General features: G+C 31.2%; 22 protein-coding genes. All 22 read right to left on the minus strand.

Annotated elements, in window-relative coordinates; all coding sequences use genetic code 11:
• Nucleotides 1-11 precede the first annotated feature (11 nt).
• The 22 genes from B3086_RS10080 to B3086_RS10185 all read right to left on the minus strand — a co-directional run bounded on the left by B3086_RS10080 (nucleotide 12) and on the right by B3086_RS10185 (nucleotide 22,872).
• The gene (locus tag B3086_RS10080; RefSeq protein ID WP_346848378.1) at nucleotides 12-1,205 is read right to left on the minus strand and encodes a pyridoxal phosphate-dependent aminotransferase; all 1,194 of its coding nucleotides are present in this window, start codon (nucleotides 1,203-1,205) and stop codon (nucleotides 12-14) included.
• Nucleotides 1,206-1,580: 375 nt separating this feature from the next.
• Entirely contained in the window at nucleotides 1,581-1,850 is a 270-nt protein-coding gene (locus B3086_RS10085) for a stage V sporulation protein S (protein ID WP_035128739.1), read from the minus strand.
• A gap of 198 nt (nucleotides 1,851-2,048) precedes the next feature.
• Nucleotides 2,049-3,602 carry a ribonuclease Y gene (gene rny / locus B3086_RS10090; protein WP_051823775.1) on the minus strand — a complete coding sequence of 518 codons (1,554 nt, stop codon included), beginning with the start codon at nucleotides 3,600-3,602 and terminating at the stop codon, nucleotides 2,049-2,051.
• A 389-nt stretch (nucleotides 3,603-3,991) separates the two neighbouring features.
• Entirely contained in the window at nucleotides 3,992-5,026 is a 1,035-nt protein-coding gene (recA, locus tag B3086_RS10095) for a recombinase RecA (protein WP_035128736.1), read from the minus strand.
• 164 nt (nucleotides 5,027-5,190) lie between these two features.
• Nucleotides 5,191-5,733: a CDP-diacylglycerol--glycerol-3-phosphate 3-phosphatidyltransferase gene (gene pgsA, locus B3086_RS10100; RefSeq protein WP_346848509.1), complete on the minus strand. Its 543-nt coding sequence runs from the start codon at nucleotides 5,731-5,733 to the stop codon at nucleotides 5,191-5,193.
• A 238-nt stretch (nucleotides 5,734-5,971) separates the two neighbouring features.
• Nucleotides 5,972-7,291 (minus strand): 30S ribosomal protein S12 methylthiotransferase RimO, encoded by a 1,320-nt coding sequence (gene rimO / locus B3086_RS10105; RefSeq protein WP_346848376.1) that lies wholly within the window; start codon nucleotides 7,289-7,291, stop codon nucleotides 5,972-5,974.
• Nucleotides 7,292-7,366: 75 nt separating this feature from the next.
• Nucleotides 7,367-9,676, minus strand: a complete 2,310-nt coding sequence (locus tag B3086_RS10110) for an FtsK/SpoIIIE family DNA translocase (protein WP_346848375.1) — start codon at nucleotides 9,674-9,676, stop codon at nucleotides 7,367-7,369.
• 171 nt (nucleotides 9,677-9,847) lie between these two features.
• Nucleotides 9,848-10,672 (minus strand): ClpP family protease, encoded by an 825-nt coding sequence (locus B3086_RS10115; protein ID WP_346848374.1) that lies wholly within the window; start codon nucleotides 10,670-10,672, stop codon nucleotides 9,848-9,850.
• A gap of 53 nt (nucleotides 10,673-10,725) precedes the next feature.
• Nucleotides 10,726-11,913: an aspartate kinase gene (dapG, locus tag B3086_RS10120; protein ID WP_346848373.1), complete on the minus strand. Its 1,188-nt coding sequence runs from the start codon at nucleotides 11,911-11,913 to the stop codon at nucleotides 10,726-10,728.
• Between the two features lie 13 nt (nucleotides 11,914-11,926).
• The gene (locus tag B3086_RS10125) at nucleotides 11,927-12,202 is read right to left on the minus strand and encodes a YlmC/YmxH family sporulation protein (RefSeq protein WP_035132817.1); all 276 of its coding nucleotides are present in this window, start codon (nucleotides 12,200-12,202) and stop codon (nucleotides 11,927-11,929) included.
• A gap of 187 nt (nucleotides 12,203-12,389) precedes the next feature.
• Nucleotides 12,390-14,498 carry a polyribonucleotide nucleotidyltransferase gene (locus B3086_RS10130; protein WP_346848372.1) on the minus strand — a complete coding sequence of 703 codons (2,109 nt, stop codon included), beginning with the start codon at nucleotides 14,496-14,498 and terminating at the stop codon, nucleotides 12,390-12,392.
• 109 nt (nucleotides 14,499-14,607) lie between these two features.
• Nucleotides 14,608-14,871: a 30S ribosomal protein S15 gene (gene rpsO, locus B3086_RS10135; RefSeq protein WP_035132815.1), complete on the minus strand. Its 264-nt coding sequence runs from the start codon at nucleotides 14,869-14,871 to the stop codon at nucleotides 14,608-14,610.
• A gap of 146 nt (nucleotides 14,872-15,017) precedes the next feature.
• Nucleotides 15,018-15,983, minus strand: a complete 966-nt coding sequence (locus B3086_RS10140) for a bifunctional riboflavin kinase/FAD synthetase (protein ID WP_346848371.1) — start codon at nucleotides 15,981-15,983, stop codon at nucleotides 15,018-15,020.
• An 11-nt stretch (nucleotides 15,984-15,994) separates the two neighbouring features.
• Nucleotides 15,995-16,882 (minus strand): tRNA pseudouridine(55) synthase TruB, encoded by an 888-nt coding sequence (truB, locus tag B3086_RS10145; protein ID WP_035132813.1) that lies wholly within the window; start codon nucleotides 16,880-16,882, stop codon nucleotides 15,995-15,997.
• Entirely contained in the window at nucleotides 16,869-17,843 is a 975-nt protein-coding gene (locus tag B3086_RS10150) for a bifunctional oligoribonuclease/PAP phosphatase NrnA (RefSeq protein ID WP_346876470.1), read from the minus strand. Before B3086_RS10150 ends, truB begins: the two co-directional genes overlap by 14 nt.
• Entirely contained in the window at nucleotides 17,833-18,195 is a 363-nt protein-coding gene (rbfA, locus tag B3086_RS10155) for a 30S ribosome-binding factor RbfA (RefSeq protein ID WP_035132809.1), read from the minus strand. Before rbfA ends, B3086_RS10150 begins: the two co-directional genes overlap by 11 nt.
• Nucleotides 18,196-18,213: 18 nt before the next feature.
• The gene (gene infB, locus B3086_RS10160) at nucleotides 18,214-20,298 is read right to left on the minus strand and encodes a translation initiation factor IF-2 (RefSeq protein WP_346848369.1); all 2,085 of its coding nucleotides are present in this window, start codon (nucleotides 20,296-20,298) and stop codon (nucleotides 18,214-18,216) included.
• 17 nt (nucleotides 20,299-20,315) lie between these two features.
• On the minus strand, nucleotides 20,316-20,630 hold the full coding sequence (locus B3086_RS10165) for a ribosomal L7Ae/L30e/S12e/Gadd45 family protein (protein ID WP_346848368.1): 315 nt from the start codon (nucleotides 20,628-20,630) through the stop codon (nucleotides 20,316-20,318).
• A complete protein-coding gene (rnpM, locus tag B3086_RS10170) occupies nucleotides 20,620-20,889 on the minus strand; it encodes an RNase P modulator RnpM (protein ID WP_035132803.1) in 270 nt (89 codons plus the stop codon). The genes B3086_RS10165 and rnpM overlap by 11 nt, the downstream gene beginning before the upstream one ends.
• 16 nt (nucleotides 20,890-20,905) lie before the next feature.
• Nucleotides 20,906-21,991: a transcription termination factor NusA gene (gene nusA, locus B3086_RS10175; protein ID WP_035132801.1), complete on the minus strand. Its 1,086-nt coding sequence runs from the start codon at nucleotides 21,989-21,991 to the stop codon at nucleotides 20,906-20,908.
• Between the two features lie 16 nt (nucleotides 21,992-22,007).
• Nucleotides 22,008-22,469 carry a ribosome maturation factor RimP gene (gene rimP / locus B3086_RS10180; protein WP_150843841.1) on the minus strand — a complete coding sequence of 154 codons (462 nt, stop codon included), beginning with the start codon at nucleotides 22,467-22,469 and terminating at the stop codon, nucleotides 22,008-22,010.
• 271 nt (nucleotides 22,470-22,740) lie between these two features.
• Nucleotides 22,741-22,872, minus strand: a complete 132-nt coding sequence (locus tag B3086_RS10185; protein ID WP_346848367.1) for a hypothetical protein — start codon at nucleotides 22,870-22,872, stop codon at nucleotides 22,741-22,743.
• Nucleotides 22,873-22,973 lie beyond the last annotated feature (101 nt).

Here is a 22,973-nt window from a genome sequence, read left to right on the forward strand (position 1 = left end):
TTTACGAGAAATTATTTTATGCCATTAACAAAGTCTTCTATTCTATTCAATCCTTTTTCTATGTTTTCCATAGATGTAGCATAAGATAATCTTATAAAATCATCTACTCCAAAAGCAATACCAGGTATTACTGCAACCTTCTCCTTCTCAAGAAGTAAGTCACTGAATGTAAGAGAGTCTTTTATAATCTTTCCGTCCACTTCCTTATTTAACACCTTTGATATGTTTACCATAACGTAGAATGCACCTTCTGGTTTAACACAGGATAAGTTATTTATAGAATTAATTTTATCTACCATAAAATCTCTTCTCTTTTTAAATTCCTGTTTCATTTTTTCAACTTCGCTTTGATCTCCATTTAAAGCTTCTACAGATGCATATTGAGATATTGAACATGGATTTGAAGTAGTGTGACTTTGTATGTTTGACATTAATGAAGTTATCTTTTCACTAGCTGCTGCATAACCAATTCTCCATCCAGTCATAGCATAAGCTTTTGAAACCCCATTTATTACTATTGTTCTATTATAAGCATCTTCAGATAAACTTGCTATAGAAATATGACCACTTTCTCCATATAAAAGTTTTTCATATATTTCATCTGATATAATTATTATATCATGTTTTTGTGCAAAAGTTGCAATTTTCTCTAACTCTTCTTTCGTATAAGCTGTTCCTGTTGGATTATTAGGGCTATTTAGTATCATAGCTTTAGTCTTTTTAGTTACTGCTTTTTCTAAAGATTCAATTGTTAGTTTAAAAGAATTACTTTCTTCTGTGTCAACAAAAGTTGGAACTCCATCAGCCAATTGTACAAGTTCTGGATAACTAACCCAATATGGAGCACCTATTAAAACTTCATCTCCCGGATTTAATATAGCTTGAAAAATATTTGCTAAACATTGTTTAGCTCCTGTTGAAATAATAATTTGAGAAGTTTTATAAGTTAAGTTATTATCTTTTTTAAACTTATTTACAACTGCTTCCTTTAATTCAATTATACCTGAAGCCGCTGTATATCTTGTTTGACCTGCTTCAATTGCCTTTATAGCAGCTTGCTGTATATTTTTTGGAGTATTAAAATCTGGCTCTCCTGCACCGAAGCCTATAACGTCAATCCCCTCTGCTTTCATCTTTTTAGCCTTTGCTGTAATTGCTAATGTAAGTGATGGTGAAATTTCCATTGCTTTTTTTGATAGCATCATTATAACTACCCCCATTAATATTTATTCTTTACAATATAAAATAATTAAAACTATCCAAATAAAAGAAATATTATTTAAACCTTTTCATTCAATTATATTCTCAAAAATATAATAAACGAGTTGGATATTCTACATCTAATGAATTTTAAAATGCATTAGAACTTCATATGAAAGATATACTTCATATCTGTATAATAACACTTATTCTATATAGTGTAAAGATTATATGGTAATTTTAACTTACTATTATTATTCTCATTTTTTATATTTACATACTAATTTTTTATAACATTTATCCAAAGTTCTGAAGCTTATTTACCTACATATAAAGACTAAAGACATGAAATTAAATTTTTAATTTCATGTCTTTATAACCTAAAAATTATTTTTAGATTGTACTATCAATTTAATTGCAGTTCTTTCTTCACCATCAATTTCTACATCTGTAAATGCTGGTACACACACCAGGTCCATTCCACTGGGCGCTACAAATCCTCTAGCTATAGCTACAGCCTTTACTGCTTGATTGATTGCGCCTGCTCCTATAGCTTGAATTTCTGCCCCACTACTTTGTCTTAGTACTCCTGCCAGAGCTCCTGCTACTGAATTAGGATTAGATCTTGCTGAAACTTTTAATACTTCCATATTAAACCTCCTACTACTATTACTACTTATTAAACTAATATTATTAGAATCCTATATATTATTTCTACATTTAATTGAAAATTCCTTTTATTGAAAATACAATTTTAGATTATTGCAAATTATAGTTTCACTTAATATAATAGACAAAAATAAAAGCCTCCTATTAAATAGGAGACTCACCTTTTTCATTACCTAATTTTACTTTGCATATTCTACTGCTCTTGTTTCTCTGATAACATTAACCTTTATTTGGCCTGGATATTCTAGTTCTGATTCTATTTTCTTCACAATATCTCTAGCCACTTCAATAGCACCTGCATCATCAACATCATCTGGTTTAATCATAATTCTGATTTCTCTTCCGGCTTGAATTGCATATGACTTTTCTACACATTCATATGAGTTTGCGATTTCTTCTAATTTTTCTAATCTTTTTATATAGGCTTCTAGAGTTTCTCTTCTAGCACCTGGTCTAGCTGCTGATATAGCATCTGCTGCTTGAACTAGTACTGCTTCTAGAGATTGATACTCTACATCTCCATGATGAGCTGCAATAGCGTTTACAACTATTGGAGATTCATGACATTTTTTAGCTAACTCAGCACCTATTAGTGCATGTGGTCCTTCTACTTCATGATCTACAGCTTTTCCGATATCGTGTAATAATCCACACCTTTTTGCCATGGTAGGATCCATTCCAAGCTCTGACGCCATAAGACCTGCTAAGTATGAAACTTCTATAGAATGTTTTAATACATTTTGACCATAACTAGTTCTATATTTCAATCTTCCTAAAAGTCTGATTATTTCCACATGTAATCCATGGATACCAGTTTCGAAGGTGGCTTGCTCGCCCTCTTCTCTTATGTCATTCTCAACATCTTTTTTCGCTTTTTCAACCATTTCCTCAATTCTTGCTGGGTGTATTCTTCCATCAACTATTAGTTTTTCTAAGGCAATTTTAGCTACCTCTCTTCTAATAGGATCAAAAGCTGAAAGAATAACAGCTTCCGGAGTATCATCTATTATTAAATCAACTCCAGTTAAAGTTTCAAGGGCTCTTATATTTCTACCTTCACGCCCAATAATCCTTCCCTTCATTTCATCGTTAGGAAGTGATACAACATGTACTGTAGATTCAGCTACATGGTCTGCTGCACATCTCTGTATAGCATATGTTATAACTTCTCTTGCCTTTTTATCGGCTTCTTCTTTAGCTTTAGCTTCAATTTCTTTAATCATTATTGCTGTTTCATGTTTAATTTCTTTTTTTACTTCGTCTAATAGTATTTGCTTTGCTTCTTCTGAGGTTAATCCTGCTACTCTTTGTAATTCTTCTCTTACACTATTATATAATTCTTGTATTCCTGATTCTAATGTCTCAACCTCTTGTTGTTTTTTAGATAATACTTCTTCTTTTCTTTCTATTGATAGGGTTTTCTTATCTAAAGTTTCCTCTTTTTGAAGAACCCTTCTTTCTAATCGCTGAATTTCATTTCTTCTTTCTCTGGACTCTTTATCAAAATCAGCTCTTAATCTATGAACTTCTTCTTTAGCTTCAAGGATTGCTTCTTTCTTTTTAGATTCTGCTTCTTTTTGTGCCTCACCTAAAATCTTTTTAGCATCTTCCTCTGATTTAGATACATTAGCTAAAGATATATTCTTTCTTGTATAAATAAAAACAAAAATAGCGACTAAACAAACAACTAGCGCAATAGCTATTATTAAAATAATTTGACTTGGTTCAGTCAATTTCCAACACCTCCTTTGCTTTTTTTATGACATATATTAGCAGTAAAATGAAAGCTCGAAAAGGTGCATATTCTATTCAATTCCTCTTATATTAAACCAGTATTTGTATTCATTTTATATTACTTTAACATCATTGTCAAGGTTATTACTAAATACTACAAATTCTCTCAACTTAGCTCTTAGGCTCGACTTGAACCTTTAAAAAAAATTTTTTAATTAGAATATCACCTTTAATTTTTACATTAAAATATCACATACTTTAATTATACATTTATTTGTATATTTCATACACAATATTTAAAATTTTAATTAAAAAAGATATGTAAAGCTTAAGTTATATATTTTTACTTAAAGCTTCACATATCTTTTATCTGATTTAATAAAGTAATTTACTTTTCTTCTACTTTATTCTCAACTTTTACTGGATTGTTATTTAATGGCAAAGAGTATTTTTCCCTTATTTTATTTTCTATTTCATTGGCAATTTCTGGGTTTTCCTTAAAAAAGTTTTTAGCATTTTCTCTTCCTTGGCCTAGTCTTACGTCTCCGTAGGCAAACCAAGCGCCACTTTTTTGGACAATTTCTTCTTTAACACCAATGTCTAATATATCTCCAACCCTAGATATTCCTTCACCATACATAATATCAAATTCTGATTGTTTAAATGGTGGTGCAACTTTATTCTTAGTTATCTTAGCTCTAGTTCTATTTCCTAAGAAGGTTTCTCCTTGTTTAATAGTATCTATCTTTCTTACATCAATTCTTACAGAGGCATAGAATTTAAGAGCTCTTCCTCCTGGAGTTGTTTCTGGATTTCCAAACATAACTCCAACTTTTTCTCTCAATTGGTTTATAAATATAGTAGAGCATTTTGATTTGTTTATAGAACCTGTAAGTTTTCTTAAAGCTTGAGACATAAGTCTAGCTTGAAGACCTACATGGGCATCTCCCATTTCACCTTCAATTTCAGCCTTTGGAACTAAGGCAGCAACAGAGTCTATAACTACTATATCTATTGCACCAGATCTAACTAAGGCTTCTGTAATTTCAAGAGCCTGCTCACCTGTATCTGGTTGAGATACTATTAAGTTATCTATGTCTACGCCTAATGCCTTTGCATAAACCGGATCAAGGGCATGTTCTGCATCTATATATGCTGCACAACCACCGTTCTTTTGAGCTTCTGCAACTACATGTAAAGCTACAGTAGTTTTACCAGAGGATTCTGGCCCAAAAATCTCAATTATTCTTCCTCTTGGAACTCCGCCAATTCCCAGTGCAATATCTAGCCCTAAACATCCTGTAGATATGCAGTCTATATTTAAAGTGCTCTCTTCCCCTAATTTCATTATTGAGCCTTTACCAAATTGCTTTTCTATCTGTCCCATAGCTGCTTCTAATGCTTTTAATTTATCGTTATTCATAAATTCCCCTTTAGGGTTCACATCCTTCCATCACGAACAATAGTTCTTATATGTTTATTATATAGTATTTAATTTATCAGGTCAAGTGTTATAGTAAAGAGTTCCTTTAAATTTCTTTCAAGGAACTCTTTACCATTTTTGACATAGTTATAGAATTATAAACATTATTCATTAATATTTATAATATCTTTTCCTTTAATAAAATAATCCACTCCAGATCCAATAGTTATAACAGCTGCTAGGTATATGGTAACCTGGGTTGTAATATTAAGCCACCCTGGATTATATACTAGAGATAATAGTCCCATTATGATAGCTATCATCTGAATTACAGTCTTCAGCTTTCCCCAATTACTTGCAGCTATTACCACGCCTTGTGAAGCAGCTAATGTCCTTAATCCTGATACTATAAATTCCCTAGCAATTATTACAACTACTACCCAGGCAGCAACAATTCCTTTTTCAACTAAAAGTATTAGAGCACAGGTAACTAAAAGCTTGTCTGCTAGAGGATCCATGAATTTTCCAAAGTTAGTTATCTGATTTCTGCTTCTAGCTATATAGCCATCTAATTTATCTGTTGCTGAAGCTATAATAAATATTGATAAAGCAATAATATTAGTTGCGGTGGTATCAATCATTGCACATATTAAGAATATCGGAACTAACATTATTCTTAGCACTGTAAGCTTATTTGCAAGATTCATCATTAACATCTCCTACTCCTGAAATTTAACAATCTTATAATCTGTTTACCTAATTAAAATTTACTTCTTATTGTAAATAGCAAAAACAAATTTTCTATAATAGTAATTATTTTATCTTATACAAACATTATACAATAAAATCTAAAAATTATTTAGTTTATTAATACTAATTTTACTTTATATCCTTATCTATATTATTAATTAATATTTTTTTATTATAAATATATAAATCTAAAAATTATTTAAGGATTTCTCCTATTAAATCATACTCTAGTGCATCTTTTATTCTTACCTTAACAAAATCACCTATACTTAATTTATTAGATTTTACATAAACCTCTCCGTCAATTTCTGGAGCCATTTCATAACTTCTTCCACAATATGTTCCTTTTTCTTTACTTTCAATCAATACATCATAGGTTCTACCTATTTTATTTTCATTTATTTCTGTTGATATAGTTTGTTGAGCCATCATTATAGAGTGAAGTCTTTCTTCTTTAATATTTTCTTCTATTTGACCTTCCATTTCTGCAGCCACAGTACCTTCCTCTTGAGAGTAAGTAAATACTCCTAGCTTATCAAATTTAGTTTCTTTGACAAAATTTAACAATTCTAAGAAATTCTCTTCTGTTTCTCCTGGAAATCCTACTATAAGAGTAGTTCTTATAGTTATATTAGGAACTGCATCTCTAAGCTTTTTAATATTTTCAGTGATTATTTTCTTTCTTCCTTTTCTTCTCATAGCCTTTAAAACATCATCGCTGATATGTTGTATAGGAATATCTATATACTTACACACCTTATCATTGATAGCTATTTCATTTATAACTTCATCAGTTAGCTCTTCTGCATAACAATAAAGAAGTCTTATCCATTTTATACTTTTAATTTTATCTAGCTCTTTTAAAAGAATATGTAAAGTTTTTTTTCCATATATATCTACCCCATAATTAGTAGTATCTTGCGCTACTATAATTAACTCCTTATATCCATTTAAAGCTAACTCTTTAGCTTCTTTAAGGATATCTTCCATATCCCTACTTCTGTATCTTCCTCTTATTTTAGGAATTGCACAGTAGGCACAAATATTGTTACACCCTTCAGATATTCTTATATAAGCAGTACTTCCTCCTGTTGTAACCTGTCTATTACCAATGTTTATATTGGTATCACTATAAGTTGTAATACAGCTCTTTTCTCCGGTTTTCATAGATTTTTCAATACATTCATGCAATTTATCATAATCATTTACACCTAAAATTATATCTAGTTCCGGCATAAGTTCTAAAAGCTCACTACCATATCTCTGAGTTAAGCACCCAGTAGCTATGAGCACCTTGCATTTATCTTTCTTATATTTTGCCATTTCTAATATGGTATCAATAGATTCTTGCTTTGAAGTTTCTATAAATCCACAGGTGTTAACTAGCAATATGTCTGCCTGCCTTTCATCTGTCACCGCTTCATATCTACTCTTCAAACTACTTATTATAATTTCTGCATCTATTCTATTCTTGTCACAACCTAAATTTATTACTCCAAATTTTAATTTTTCCACCTTTATCCTCCTAAGTGATCTATATATTATTTAAAACCTCTTCTTTTGTGTTGTAATGAAAGTTTCATTAAGAAGTTATTGTCTCATGGTATCATCTCTTCCAAAAACCTGTCTTGGCTTGCTTCCATTACGACCAGAGATAATCCCTTCAGCTTCCATTTCATCTATAATTCTAGCCGCTCTATTATACCCTATTTTTAGCCTTCTCTGCAACAAGGATGTTGAAGCTTGCCCTTCTTCTAATACAATTTTAATAGCTTCATCTATTAACTCATCACAATCTTCTCCACCTTTAGATTTAGAAACACTATTTTCTATTTCATCCATGATTTCTTTTTTATACTCTAATTCCTTTAATCCATTACGAATAAATTCTACTACAGTCTCTACTTCTTCCTCAGACACAAAGGCTCCTTGAATTCTAAGTGGCTTCGATTCACCTACAGGATAATATAGCATATCCCCTTTACCTAAAAGTTTCTCTGCTCCTGAAGAGTCTAGTATAGTTCTTGAGTCTATTTGACTTGAAACAGCAAAGGATATCCTAGATGGTATATTAGCTTTAATTACCCCTGTAATTACATCTACAGATGGTCTTTGTGTTGCTATTACTAAATGCATTCCTGCAGCCCTAGCCATTTGAGCAAGTCTACCTATATATTCCTCAACATCATTTGGACATACCATCATTAAGTCTGCTAACTCATCGATTATGATTACAATCCATGGAAGCTTTTCTTCTATTATCCCCTTTTCTACAAAGTCGTTATATCCTTCAATATTTCTTACGTTATTATCTGCAAAGAGTTTATATCTTCTAGTCATTTCATTAACTGCCCAATTTAATGCTCCTGCAGCTTTTTTAGGTTCTGTAACTACTGGAATTAATAGGTGTGGTATTCCATTGTATATATTAAGTTCTACCACTTTAGGGTCTATTAACAGCAATTTAACCTCTTGAGGTGTATATTTATATAATAAACTTATTAAAAGAGTATTAATACATACACTTTTTCCTGACCCTGTAGCTCCTGCAATCAAAAGGTGAGGCATCTTAGATAAATCTCCCACTACACAATTACCTGCAATATCCTTTCCAAGGGCAAAGGCTAAATTTTTCTTAGCAAGTGTAAATTCTTCACTTTCTATTACCTCTCTTAAAAATACTGCTGATAAATCTTTATTAGGTACTTCTATACCTACTGCTGCCTTTCCTGGGATTGGAGCCTCTATCCTAACTCCTGAGGCTGCTAAGTTTAGAGCTATATCATCTGCTAGATTAACTATCTTGCTAACCTTAACTCCTACATGGGGTTGTAATTCAAATCTGGTTACAGATGGACCTTTTGTAACCTGTATCACCTTAGCTTCAACTCCAAAACTTTCTAAAGTTTCTTGAAGTTTATTAGCACTATTAAGGAGGTCTTTTTTATCGCTATTTTTACCTATACTACTTAAATTTTTATGAAGGAGTTCTGGTGCAGGATGTTCATAAGCATATATTTTGTTTCCATCACCAAAGGAAATGTCAATATCTATATCCTCTATATTATTTCTATTTTCCTTTGACTTATTAGGTTGTTCTATACTTGTTTCTGTTTTTCCTTCAAATCTATTCTCTTCTTCATCCATCTTCATAAAATCTATAATTTTAATCTTCGACTCTTCGCTGCTTCCATTGTCTCTAGTATTCCCATCTGCTGATACATATTCCATAGCCTCATCAATTGCAATATTTGTTTGCTTCAAATCCCTTGACTTTTTTTTACTTTCTACTTTTTCAAAGGTAAATAACTCTTTTATAGTAATATTATTAATTAACACTAAAGATATTATATATAAAGCAAATAAAACTATATAGCTACCTACCTTTCCTAAAAGTGAACTTATAGGAACAGTAATTACTAAAGATATAATACCTCCATGAAGTACAGACTTAGATTTAAATTGATTTATAATAGCACTTGCCATATTTCCTTTTACGTAGTAAGAAGGTAATACTATAAGCTCAACAAAAATCATGGTAATAACTATAAACATTAAAATTCCAAGGGATTTTTTTGTTACCTTTAAATATTTATCTATTTTTATGTAACTTACTCCCATGTATATAAGCACAAAGGGTAAAGCATAGGCACCAATTCCAAGAAGTCCTATAAAAATTCTATTAATAAATACTCCCATAGAACCTGCCAAAGATGTTGGGTCTGAAAACATAACTGATAGTAAAGCTAAAAATATTAAAACTCCTATGGTTATCAGTATAATTCCATTAAAATCAAAAAGTTTATCCTTTTTTTCTCTCTTAGCTTTTGAACTATTATTTTTAACAGTGCTCTTCTTACTACTGTTTTTCTTTTTTAAAGGCTCTTTTCCTTTAGTCATAGTATCTCCTCCAAAACTCTTCCTAAGATTCATGAAAATAATTTCCATTTATCCATCTCAATATATTGTACATTGAAATCCACCTATATTTCAAATTTTTTTACAAATAAAAAGTTGCCAACATGATTTTGCTGACAACTCAATGGTGAATTGTTAAATTTTATCTATTTCTTAACTAATATTTTCTTCTGAACTTACTTCAAGTTGATTTTTTTCACCTTCACTTATTAACTCTTCTAATTTATCTAAGGCTTCTCTAATTCCACCTACTTCATCAATAAGACCACATTCTACGGCTTGATCCCCTATCAATATAGTTCCTATATCATTTAGTAATTCATCTGTTTGACTCATAAGCCTTCTAAAATCGTCTGAATCAATTTTTGAAGTTCTAACTACAAACTCAACTATTCGCTCCTGCATCTTTCTAAAATATTCAAAGGTTTGAGGTACACCTATAACAAATCCATTCATTCTTACAGGGTGCACTATCATTGTAGCTGAAGGAGTTATAAAGGAATAATCTGATGCTGTAGCTAATGGAACTCCTATAGAATGTCCTCCACCTATGACTATGGATACTGTAGGCTTACTAAGACTAGTTATCATTTCTGCAATGGCTAAGCCTGCTTCTACATCCCCTCCTGCAGTATTCAATACTATGAGTATACCTTTTACATTGCTATCTCTCTCAATAGCTATTAACTGTGGAATAATTAACTCATATTTAGTAGACTTAGTTTGATTACCAGAAATATTATGACCTTCAACTTGACCTATTATAGGTATAACTTGAATCCTGTCATCAGCCTTTGCTACAGACATGACCCCTACTTCTTTTAAGTTTGCAACTTCCTTACTTACCCCTTTAGAGTTATCATCTTCATTTTGTTCATCATCATTTTCTTCATTTATTATAACTTTACTTTTATTATTTTTTTTGTGTTTAGTATCTTTATCTTCCTTATGTTTTTTATTTTCCGCTTCATTAATCATGGAAAAACACCTCCTAATGTTTCTTATTCTGTGCATTAAGAGGTGTTTATATACTATCCTAATTTAAATTCATTATGAAGTAAATTTATAGCATCTTTGACTTTATTACTTTCTACAAGACACCAAATAGTTGTATGTGAATCAGCAGTTTGAAGAATATCTATATTGCCTTCTTCTAAAGCCTTTAGAATTCTAGACATAACTCCAGGTATTCCTCTCATCTTTGAACCTATTATAGATATTTTGCTACAACTTTCTGTATACTGATAATCAATTTCATAATTAGCTGCTATATTTTTAAACTTATCTAAATCTACTTCACTTATAGTAAATATTTTATCATTTATAAATACACTTATCAAATCAATACTTATTTCATTTTCAGCTAAAATATGAAATATATTATTGCAGTGCTCCTTTGAGCCTCCATTAATTCTTATTTGAACTCTATTACTCATATGAGTAATTCCAGTGATAATTCTTTCATTGTCCTCACCATAAGAAGAAATAATAGTCCCTTCACAATCACTAAGAGTATTTTTAATTACTAATGGAATATTATATTTTCTAGATATTTCAACAGCTCTAGGATGTATTACTTTAGCTCCTTGATCAGCAAATTGGAATACTTCATCATAGCTTATACTCTCAATTAATGAAGCCTTAGAAACTATTCTTGGATCTGCTGTCATTATACCATCAACATCTGTATATATTTGAACTTCCTTTGCCTTTAGTGCTGCTCCTAAAATTGCCCCTGTAACGTCACTTCCACCTCTTCCTATGGTAGTGATGCTCCCCTCTTCACTTATACCTTGAAAACCTGCTACTATAGGTACTTTTCCCTGCTCTAATACCTTTAGTACATTTTTCGGATTAACATCTAAAATAGATGCATTATTAAAATTATTATCAGTCCTTATACCAGCTTCTCCACCCATAAGTGGAACTGCCTCTACACCTTCTCTTAATAAATCATTACACATTACCACTGTACTTAAAGTTTCACCACAGGACAAAAGTAAGTCTAAGGCCCTTGGATTATTTATCTTAAATTCTTCACTAACTAAAGATAATAATGTATCTGTTGCATAAGGAGATCCTTTTCTCCCCATAGCTGATACTACTACTACAGGTTTATATCCATCCTTTATAGCTTTTTTTATCTTTTTTGTAACTAATATTCTATTATTTTCACTAGATACTGATGTACCACCAAATTTCTGAACAACTATATCCATACTTACCTCCATATTATATATGGGATTTTCTTAGTGTTTCCCCATCAACATCGATGATTATAGTTTTAGAGCCTATCTTCTTTACATAATCCCATGAAACTTCCAGCATCTCATTATTTCTAAAAAACATCTTACTAGACTTTCCATCTCCAAGTAATAGTAGCTTTAGCTCACCATTTTCATTTATAACTATATCATTATTGCCCAGGACACTATACTTATCTCCATCATTAATGTTTATTATTTCATATCGTTCCATTTCACTTAAATATCTATATTTTTCTTCCATCACATATCACCTCATACATAATTATATAAATTACTATGATTAATATGTTTTCTATTATATATTTATGAGTAAATTAACGAAACTTAATACAATTATAATATAATTTATGAAATTATACACTAGTATGTTCTTATGTTTTATAATAAAAAAATAAAAAGGTATTTTACCTTTTTATTTTAACTTCTATTTACTCTTCTGTTTTAGACTCTTCACTATCTTTTAATGCATCTTTTCTTGAAAGATTTACTCTTCCTTGAGAATCGATTTCTATTACTTTTACAAGTATTTCATCACCTATAGCTACTACATCTTCCACTTTATTTACTCTTTCGTTAGCTAATTTAGATATGTGTACTAAACCTTCTTTACCTGGAAGTACCTCTACAAAAGCACCAAAAGCCATAATCTTAGTAACTTTACCTAAGTATATTTCTCCAACTTCTACTTCTTTAGTGATTTCCTTTATAATTCTTAATGCTTCATTAGCACTTTCACTATCAGTAGACATTATAACTATCTTACCATCATCATTAGTATCAATTTTAACACCTGTATCTGCTATTATTTTCTTAATAGTTTTTCCACCAGGTCCTATTATATCTCTAATTTTGTCTGGTTTTATATTTATAGTGTACATTCTTGGAGCATATTGAGATAGCTCTGCTCTTGGCTCAGCTATACATTCATTTATCTTATCTAAGATATATAATCTAGCTGTTCTAGCATCTTCTATAGCTGTTCTTATACAATACTTAGATAATCCTTTTATTTTTGTATCAACTTGAATTGAAGTTATTCCTTTTTCTGTACCAGCAACTTTAAAGTCCATGTCTCCAAAGAAGTCTTCGATTCCTTGAATATCTGTAATTACAGCCTCTTCACTTAAATCTTCACTAGTTATAAGTCCCATGGCAATTCCTGCTGCTGGCCTCTTTATTGGAACTCCAGCATCAAGTAATGCTAATGTACTTCCACATACACTGGCTTGAGATGTAGATCCGTTAGAGCTTAAAACTTCTGAAACAAGTCTTATAGCATATGGGAATTCCTCTATAGAAGGAATTAGTGGTTCTAAGGCTCTTTCAGCTAAAGCACCGTGTCCTATTTCTCTTCTTCCTGGTCCTCTAAGTGGTCTTACTTCTCCAACACTGTATGCTGGGAAATTGTAGTGATGCATATATCTCTTGAAGTCTTCTTCTCCAATACCATCTATGATTTGAACATCACCTAAAGCTCCCAATGTGGCTACAGTCATTACTTGAGTTAATCCTCTTGTAAATAATCCTGTTCCATGAGTTCTTGGAAGGAGTCCAGTTTCACAAGATATAGATCTAATTTGATTAAATTCTCTTCCATCTGGTCTTCTCTTATCTCTAAGTAACATGTTTCTTACAATTTCCTTTTGAATATTGTAAACAACTTCTCCTATGTCACTTCCGCCCTCTGGATACTTCTCAGAAAACTCTTCATTTATTTTAGCTTTAATTTCACTTACTTTAAGATTTCTTTCATCTTTATCAGTGATATACATAGCTTCTTTTAACATATCAAAAGCAAAGTTTCTTACTTCACTTTGGATTTCTTCATTCACTTTGTATAGTACTGGCTCAGGTTTAACCTTTCCAAATTTAGCTCTAGCCTCTTCCTGGAACGCTATAATAGATTGACACTGATTAAATCCAAAGTCTATAGCTTCAATCATAGTTTCTTCTGGAATTTCATCTCCACCAGCTTCTATCATCATAACTCTGTCTTTAGTAGCACATACAGTTAATTGCATTGAGCTTAATTCTCTTTCTTTAGATGTAGGGTTAACTACAAACTTTCCATCGATTAATCCAATTGATACTGTAGCTACTGCATCAGTAAATGGTATACTTGATAAAAGTAATGCTATTGAAGCTGCATTCATAGCTAATATTTCTGGAGAATTATCTTGGTCTACAGATAATACCGTACAAACCACTTGAACATCATTTCTATATCCTTTTGGGAATAGAGGTCTTATAGGTCTATCTATAGCTCTACAATTTAGTATAGCTTTTTCTGATGGTCTTCCCTCTCTCTTTAAAAATCCCCCTGGAATTTTACCTACTGCATATAGTCTTTCTTCATATTCTACACTTAGTGGGAAAAAATCTATTCCTTGTCTTGGTTCTTCAGACGCATTTACATTTACAAGGATTACAGTCTCTCCATAACTAATAAACATAGCACAATCAGATAACTTTCCAATTTTACCAATTTCTATCTTCATTTCTCTTCCTGCTACAGAAGTACTTAACGTATTTGTCATTTAATCTCCTCCTTTCGGTTATTAAAAAAATATATATATAGATATATACTTATTATTATCTTTTTTTTGCTATTTAATTAAAATAATAGAGCGGCTTTGCCGCTCTTAATTATTTTCTAATTCCTAATTTAGCAATTATAGCACGGTATCTTTCGATATCTTGCTTCTTTAAGTAGCTTAAAAGTCCTTTTCTTTGTCCAACCATCATTAAAAGACCTCTTCTTGAGTGGTGGTCTTTTTTGTGAACTTTTAAATGCTCAGTTAATTCTTTAATTCTTTCTGTTAATAATGCTATTTGTACTTCTGGAGAACCTGTATCTCCTTCTGTTCTTGCAAATTGTTGCATTATTTCTTGTTTTCTTGCCTTTTCCATATTGTATGCACCTCCAATAGTTAAATCGCCATATGCCATGTACCCCGTTGGCATTCAGAATACATAGCATAAGGTTCATATGAAATTATATCAAACTAAATTTATTTTGTAAATAGAAAAACTAATTAAAAATTTGTAAAAATTAGTTATTTAGGAATTTTATCTATATATATAGAATAATCCTTGCCATTTACATAATTTTTATCCTTTGATAGTTGATTCTTCAGTTCATCAATGGATCCGAATCTTTTTTCTTCTCTTATTTTCTCTATAAAATATAGTTTAATTTCTTCTCCATATATATTTTTATCAAAATTTAAAATATTAGTTTCAATACTTAATTTACTACCTTCTAGGGTAGGATTGTATCCAATATTAGTTATGGCTTTATAAAAGCAATTTTTATACTCTACAATAGTTCCATAAACTCCACCCTTAGGTACTACGAATTTTTTATCATAATTTAAGTTTACAGTAGGGAATCCCATGGTTCTACCTATCTGCTTACCCTTAATTATATTTCCACTTAACATAAATGGTCTACCAAGAAACTTATTGGCTCTTTCTATATTTCCTTCTTGAAGATTATGTCTAATGGCAGAGCTACTTACCACTTCTCCATCTGAAGTTATGGGCTCTACTACAAAAAGTTCATAGTCTAATATTTCACTATATTTTTTAAGAATCCCTACATCACCTAAATTTTTATATCCAAAACGATAATTAAAGCCAACTACTATACCTTTAGCATTATAATGCTTCTTTAAACTATTAATAAATTGTTCTGGTGAAATTGACATGAATTCCTTATTAAATTCCATAAAATTTAATATATTCACTTGAAGTTTTTCAAATAAAATAGCTTTCTCTTCATTGCTCATTATTAGTTTTGGACAAATCTCTTTATTAACAACAGACAAAGGATGATTTTTAAAGGTACATACCATGACCTCTACATCTTCTATATTTTTAGTTAATTTAATCTTCTCTGCTAATTCCTTAGCACTATTAATTAATTCTCTATGACCACTATGTATACCATCAAAACTTCCCAGAACAATTATACTAGGAGTTTCAATGACTTCATTAAAATTATCTTGTATAATTTTCATAAATATATCCCCTAAAGAAAAAGTTTTATTAATTTAAATCCTGAATCGCTTTCTGCTCCAATTCCTATAAGCTTATTTGAATTGTTGTATACTGCATATTTGCAAAACTTTTCAATTCTATTTAAAAGAGTTCTATCATTTATGGTTACACCATTTAATATTAACCTTTCAAACTTTTCATTAACTACAAGTTTAGGAAACTTACTAAATACTTCATCTAAGGAAATAATATAATTATTTATATTATCCTCTGTTAAATCTTTTAGTTCCACACTCCTATCTATAGTAAAAGGACCAGTAGCTGTTCTCTCTAGCTCCCACATCATAGCTCCACAACCAAGTTCTTCTCCTATATCATAGCATAAACTTCTTATGTAAGTTCCTTTAGAACATCTAACTTTTATGTGGATTATAGGGCTATCTATGGATAATATATCAATACTATGGATAGTAACTGTCCTTGGCTCTCTATAGACTTCTTTTCCTTCTCTAGCTAACTCATAAAGTTTTTTCCCATTTTGTTTAAGAGCAGAATACATAGGTGGAACTTGAGCAATAGTTCCTACAAATTTATTTATAACCTTAGTAATTTCTTCTTCTGTAGAATCTACCTTACTCTCACGAAGTACTTTTCCTTCTCTATCGTAAGTATCTGTTACAACTCCTAACTTAACCTTTGCTATATATTCTTTCTCGCCTTCCATGATAAAGTCTATGGCCTTTGTTGCTCTTCCTATACATACTGGAAGCACACCACAAGCTTCGGGATCTAAGGTACCCCCATGTCCGACCTTTTTCTCTTTAGCTAGCTTTTTTATTTTTCTCACTACGTCAAAGGAACTAATGCCAAGAGGTTTATTTATATTTAAAACTCCAAAGGGTTTATTATTTTCTATCATAATATATCAACTCTTCTTCTAATATTTTGTATATTTTATCCTTTACTTCAATGATGGAACCCTCACAAAAAAGACCAGAAGCTCTTTTATGGCCTCCACCATTAAAATTTTCTGCTATTTTACTAACGTCAACTATTTCTTTAGACCTTAAGCTTACTTTTATTCCACCCTTACTTTCTTTAAATAAAGCTACTACTTCTACTCCACTTATCATAGTTCCAAAGTGAATAACCTCGGAAGAATCCATGGATTCTAAGCCTACTTCATTAAGCATAGCATCATTAATCTCCATAAATACAACTTTATTATTAAGGTGTAATGTCAAAGTATCGATGACTTTCCCAAAGAACTTAACTTTATTAAATTCTTTATTTTCAAAGACTTGTCTTTGAATTTTATTAAAGTTAACTCCAGTTTTAATAATTTCCCCAGCTATCTCATGAGTTCTGCTTGTAGTATTAGAATGCTTAAAGGAACTTGTATCTGTTAAAATAGAAGTATAAATTGATTTACCTATATTCTTTGTAATATCTACTTTTAACTGATTTAATAGGTCATAAATTATTTCTCCAACTGCTGAAGAATTTATATCCACATAATTAAAATCACCATACTTTTCATTACTTAGATGGTGATCTATATTTACAAGCTTATATTGCCTATTCTCTGCATCTAAATTAGCATTTATTCTCTTGAAATCTCCACAATCTAATACAATTATTAAATCTGTACCATCCTTTACCTGTTGAAGTAATCCTGTGATTTCCTCACTACAAGGCAAATACTCAAAAGTATCTGGAATTTTCTCCTTTGAAAGTATATATGCTTCTTTATTAAGTGCCCTTAGCCCTTGAAGTAGGGCTGTGGCACTTCCTAGAGAATCACCATCTGGTGATTGATGAAAAGTAATTCCTATGGAATTACTTTTCTCTATGATATCTACTATATTGCTAGTTATCATTAGAATCATTCTCCTTTATCTTTCTAAATAAAGACTCTAAATGATTAGCTTTATCTAAAGTTGTATCTAACTCTATGATAACTTCTGGAACATGTCTTAACTTAACATTTTTTCCTATCTCTTTTCTTATAAAACCTGTTGAGCTTTTAAGAATTTTAAGAGCATCTGTCTTTTGATCCTCTGTACCAAATATACTAACAAATACTTTAGCATAGCTTAAGTCTCTTGTTACTTCTACATCTGTTACACTTACCATTGCTGTAAGTCTAGGATCCTTTATTTTGTTTTGAATAGTGTTGCTAACATCTTTTTTTATCTCTTCATTGATTCTGCCGCCTCTATAGTTAGCCATGGAGATCACTCCTTCCTATTACAATTGTTTTGGTTTAATTTCTTCCATGATATAGCCTTCTATAATGTCTCCTTCTTTTATATCATTGAATTTCTCAATGCTAAGTCCACATTCGTATCCAGCTGCTGCCTCTTTAACGTCATCTTTAAATCTCTTTAAAGATGCAAGAGTAGATTCTGTAATTACTATACCATCTCTTAGTACTCTGACTTTACAGTTTCTTGTTATCTTTCCATTAAGAACATAACATCCTGCTATAGTCCCAACGTTAGAAATTTTATATACCTGTCTTGCTTCACAACGTCCAGTAATAACTTCTTTGTATTCAGGTTCAAGCATACCAATCATTGCTGATTTAATATCATCCAAAGCATCATAGATAATTCTATAAGTTTTAATTTCTACATTATCTCTTTCTGCAACTGTAATAGCATTATTGTCTGGTCTTACGTTGAAACCAATAATAATAGCATTAGAAGCATAAGCTAGAGATACGTCTGTTTCAGTTATAGCTCCAACTGCTCCGTGGATAACTCTAACTTTTACGTTATCTGTAGAAAGCTTTTCTATGGATTGTTTAACCGCTTCTGCTGAACCTTGAACATCAGCCTTAACTATTACGCTTAATTCTTTAACCTTACCTTCTTGGATTTGGTTATATAGATTTTCCATAGACACTCTATTAGAGGTTTGGAAATGATCTTGTCTAATCTTTTCTTTTCTTGACTCTGCCATTATTCTAGCTGTCTTTTCATCTCTAACAACAGTAAATCTATCTCCTGCTGCTGGAACTTCTGAAAGTCCTAATATTTCTACTGGCATAGAAGGGCCAGCTGCTTTTGTAGTTTTACCTTTATCATCAATCATTGCTCTGATTCTACCATAAGTAGTTCCAACTATTATAGAATCTCCTGATTTTAAAGTTCCATTTTGAACTAGTATACTAGCTACAGGTCCTCTACCTTTATCTAATTTAGCTTCTATAACTGTTCCTTTAGCTCTTCTGTTAGCATCAGCTTTTAATTCTAACATTTCAGCATTTATTGTAATCATTTCAAGAAGATTATCTAAGCCTTCCTTAGTGTGAGCAGATACTGGTACACATATAGTATCTCCACCCCAATCTTCAGATACTAATCCATATTCTGTTAACTCTTGCTTAACCCTATCTGGATTTGCACTTTCTTTATCCATTTTATTTATAGCTATAATCATAGGTACTTCTGCAGCTTTACAGTGATTTATAGCTTCAACAGTTTGTGGCATAATTCCATCATCTGCTGCTACTACTAATATAACTATATCTGTAACTTGTGCTCCTCTAGCTCTCATAGAAGTGAAAGCTTCGTGACCTGGAGTATCAAGGAAGGTAATTCTCTCACCATTTACATCTACAGTATAAGCACCTATGTGTTGAGTAATTCCACCAGCTTCTGTTGCTGTAACTTTAGATTTCTTTATTGCATCTAGTAATGATGTCTTACCGTGGTCAACGTGACCCATTACTGTAACTATTGGTGGTCTTTTAGTTTCTTTTGCTTCTGATGATTCGTCTTCTATCTCATCAATCTCATCCTCTTGTTCTTTAGCAATGTCACCAACATTTTGCTCTTTTAATACTGCAATAGATCCAAAGCTATCTACAAGCTTTTCAGCTGTGTTAAAGTCAATCTCTTGGTTTACACTTGCCATAACTCCTTGGAATATTAAAGCTCTTATAACTTCTACCACTGGTTTTTTTAGCTTATCAGCTAAGTCTTTTACAACGATAGTTTCTTCCATTTCGATTACTTCATCTGGAGTTTCATCAACCTTTTCTTCGTTTCTCTTATTTCCGCCTTTTCTCATTTTGCTATTTTTTCTTTGCTGCTTACTTATATCTTCATTGATTTTTGATTCATATTCCTCAATGATTTCTTTCTTTTCAGCTGCTTCTTTTTTTTGTTCTTCATATAGCTCTTTTATAAGATCAGCATCCTCTTCATCGATGACACTCATGTGATTCTTAGCTTCCACACCGAACTCTTCCATTAATACACTTATAAGTTCCTTGTTTGTAACTTCTAATTCTTTAGCTAACTCATATATTCTTATTTTCGACAAAACTTTCACCCCCGAATTTACATTCCGTAATTCTCTTTCCATAACTTTATTAAATTTTCACAAATTTTTTTATCTCTTACTGCTAATACATTGATTTCTTCTCTACCTATGGCCATACCCAATTCATTTTTAGGTATATTTCCTATTACAGGCACTCTTCTGTCATCACAGTATTTTTCAAATTTTTTCTTAGTGTTTTCTGAACACTCTAAGGATAAAATACATAGATGGATTTTATTTCTTTTTATCTCTTCTTCACATCCATTATATCCTTCTACTAAGTTTCTAGATTTTTTTGCAATCCCTAGAAAACTTAAAAATTTATTCTGCATTAACTATCTCTTCCTTTAGTTTATCATATATTTCATCATTTATCTTAGTTTCTAGATTTCTTTCTAGTCTTTTAGTCTTTACGGCTTTTTCTAAACATTGAATATTTCTGCAGATATAGGCTCCACGACCAGGTTTTTTACCATGTAAATCTATAGATATCTCATTTTCCTTATTTTTAACAACTCTTATAAGTTCCTTCTTAGGTTTCATTTCCATGCATCCTGTGCACATTCTTTGAGGTATCTTTTTTACCTTCATAAAATATCACCTACCTTTAAAGGTTACTTTCTTCGTTTTGTAAGCTTTCAGCTTGACTCTTACTCTTAATATCTATTTTCCATCCAGTAAGTCTTGCTGCTAATCTAACATTTTGACCTTCCTTACCTATGGCTAATGATAATTGATTATCATCTACTACAACCTTAGCACTCTTTCCATCCTCATCTACATCAACTGATAGAACTTTAGCTGGACTTAGCGCATGAGCAATATACTCTTCTGGTAACTTACTCCACTTTATTATATCAATCTTTTCATTTCTAAGTTCATTTACTATGTTTTGAACTCTAATTCCTTTAGGTCCAACACAAGCTCCCATAGGATCTACCTCTTCATCATTAGACCATACAGCTATTTTAGTTCTTGAGCCTGCTTCTCTCGCTATACTTTTTATTTCTACAATTCCACTGTATATTTCCGGAACTTCTAACTCAAATAATCTTTTTACAAGGCCTGGGTGTGTTCTTGAAACTACAATTTGTGGTCCCTTAGAACTTTTCTTTACTTCTACTATATATAGCTTTAATTTCTCATTAAATATATAAGATTCTCCTGGCATTTGCTCATTTGGGCCTAATACAGCTTCTAGTTTACCTAGATCTATAAATACATTTCCTCTATCTTTTCTTAGAACTATACCTGTTATTATGTCAAATTCCTTAGTTATAAATTCATTATATATAAGAGTTCTTTCAGCTTCCTTAATTCTTTGAATAACAACTTGCTTCGCAGCTTGAGCCGCAACTCTTCCAAAATCTCTTGGAGTAACCTCAATTTCCGCAATATCTTCTAAGTTATATTTGGCACTGATTTCTCTAGCATCCTCTAAGGATATTTCTATTACATCATCATATACTTCTTCTACAACTTCTTTTAATGAGTATACATGAGTTTCTCCTGTATCTCTATTAACCCATACTCTTACATTTTGCTCCTTGGCATGAGACTTTGCAAAATTTTTCTTATATGCTGCTACTAAAGCATCCTCTATAGTAGTAAAAAGCATTTCCTCACTAATTCCTTTTTCAACAACTAGTTGTTTTACAGCATCTATAAATTCTTCCTTAAATCCGGTGCTCATTATATTTATATCCTCCTTATAAAGTTGGGTTTAACGTAACTAAAGAAACCTTTGACATTGGTATTGCAACTTCATTGTCATTGATTTCTAACATTAAATTTTCGCTATCAAACCCCTTCAATATCCCTTCATATTTTTTCTTTCCTTCAAATAATGCTGAAAGTTTTACAGCTACATCATGATTTATATACTTATTAAAATGTTCTTTTGTATATAAGGTTCTAAATATACCTGGAGATGATACTTCTAAATTATATTCTTCTGTTATAGGATCTTCTTTATCTAGCATTTCTCCAACAGCCTTACTTACTTCTACACAGTTATCCAAAGCAACGCCTTTTTCATTATCTATAAAAACTCTTAAAATATTTTGTCCGCCTTCACGTACATATTCTAAGTGATAAAGTTCAAATCCGAGTTTTTCTACTATATTAGTAATTTTACTATGGAGTTTTTCCACAACACCGCTACTGTTCATAATACATTTCCTCCTTTTTATTATATTTACTTTAAATCTTTAGTAATAAACTTAATATTTTTTATTGCTACACAACTTCCATCTTTTTATGAAGTTGAAAGTATTTGGTCAAATAGTCATGGGATAATATTTACATTACCACAGTACCCTTTAAGGTATGAGTTCAACTAGCTTTAGTGAGATGTAAAACCTTAGTTCAAACTAAGGTTCACTTTATAATTAAAACGCAACTTGGGGTTGCGTTTTAATAAATAGAGAGTAGGCATAAATCCTACTCTCCCTCAAAGATTATCATAATAACTAGCTCATTAAGTACAATTATATCATAGCTATTTTCAATATGCAATGATTTTAGCTCCTTTGAGGTATTTATGCCGATGACTACCATCTCTAATACTCCCATTTTATTTGAAATTGGAGTAAAGAGCTGCTACGTCCCTGGATAACGCTTTCTAAGCTTCAAAGAAGCTAAGAACTCTGTTAATGAAATGGCACCTAACTTAA

The sequence above is a fragment of the Clostridium sp. UBA871 genome, from assembly GCF_002295255.1.
GTDB classification, from domain to species: domain Bacteria; phylum Bacillota; class Clostridia; order Clostridiales; family Clostridiaceae; genus Clostridium_J; species Clostridium_J sulfidigenes.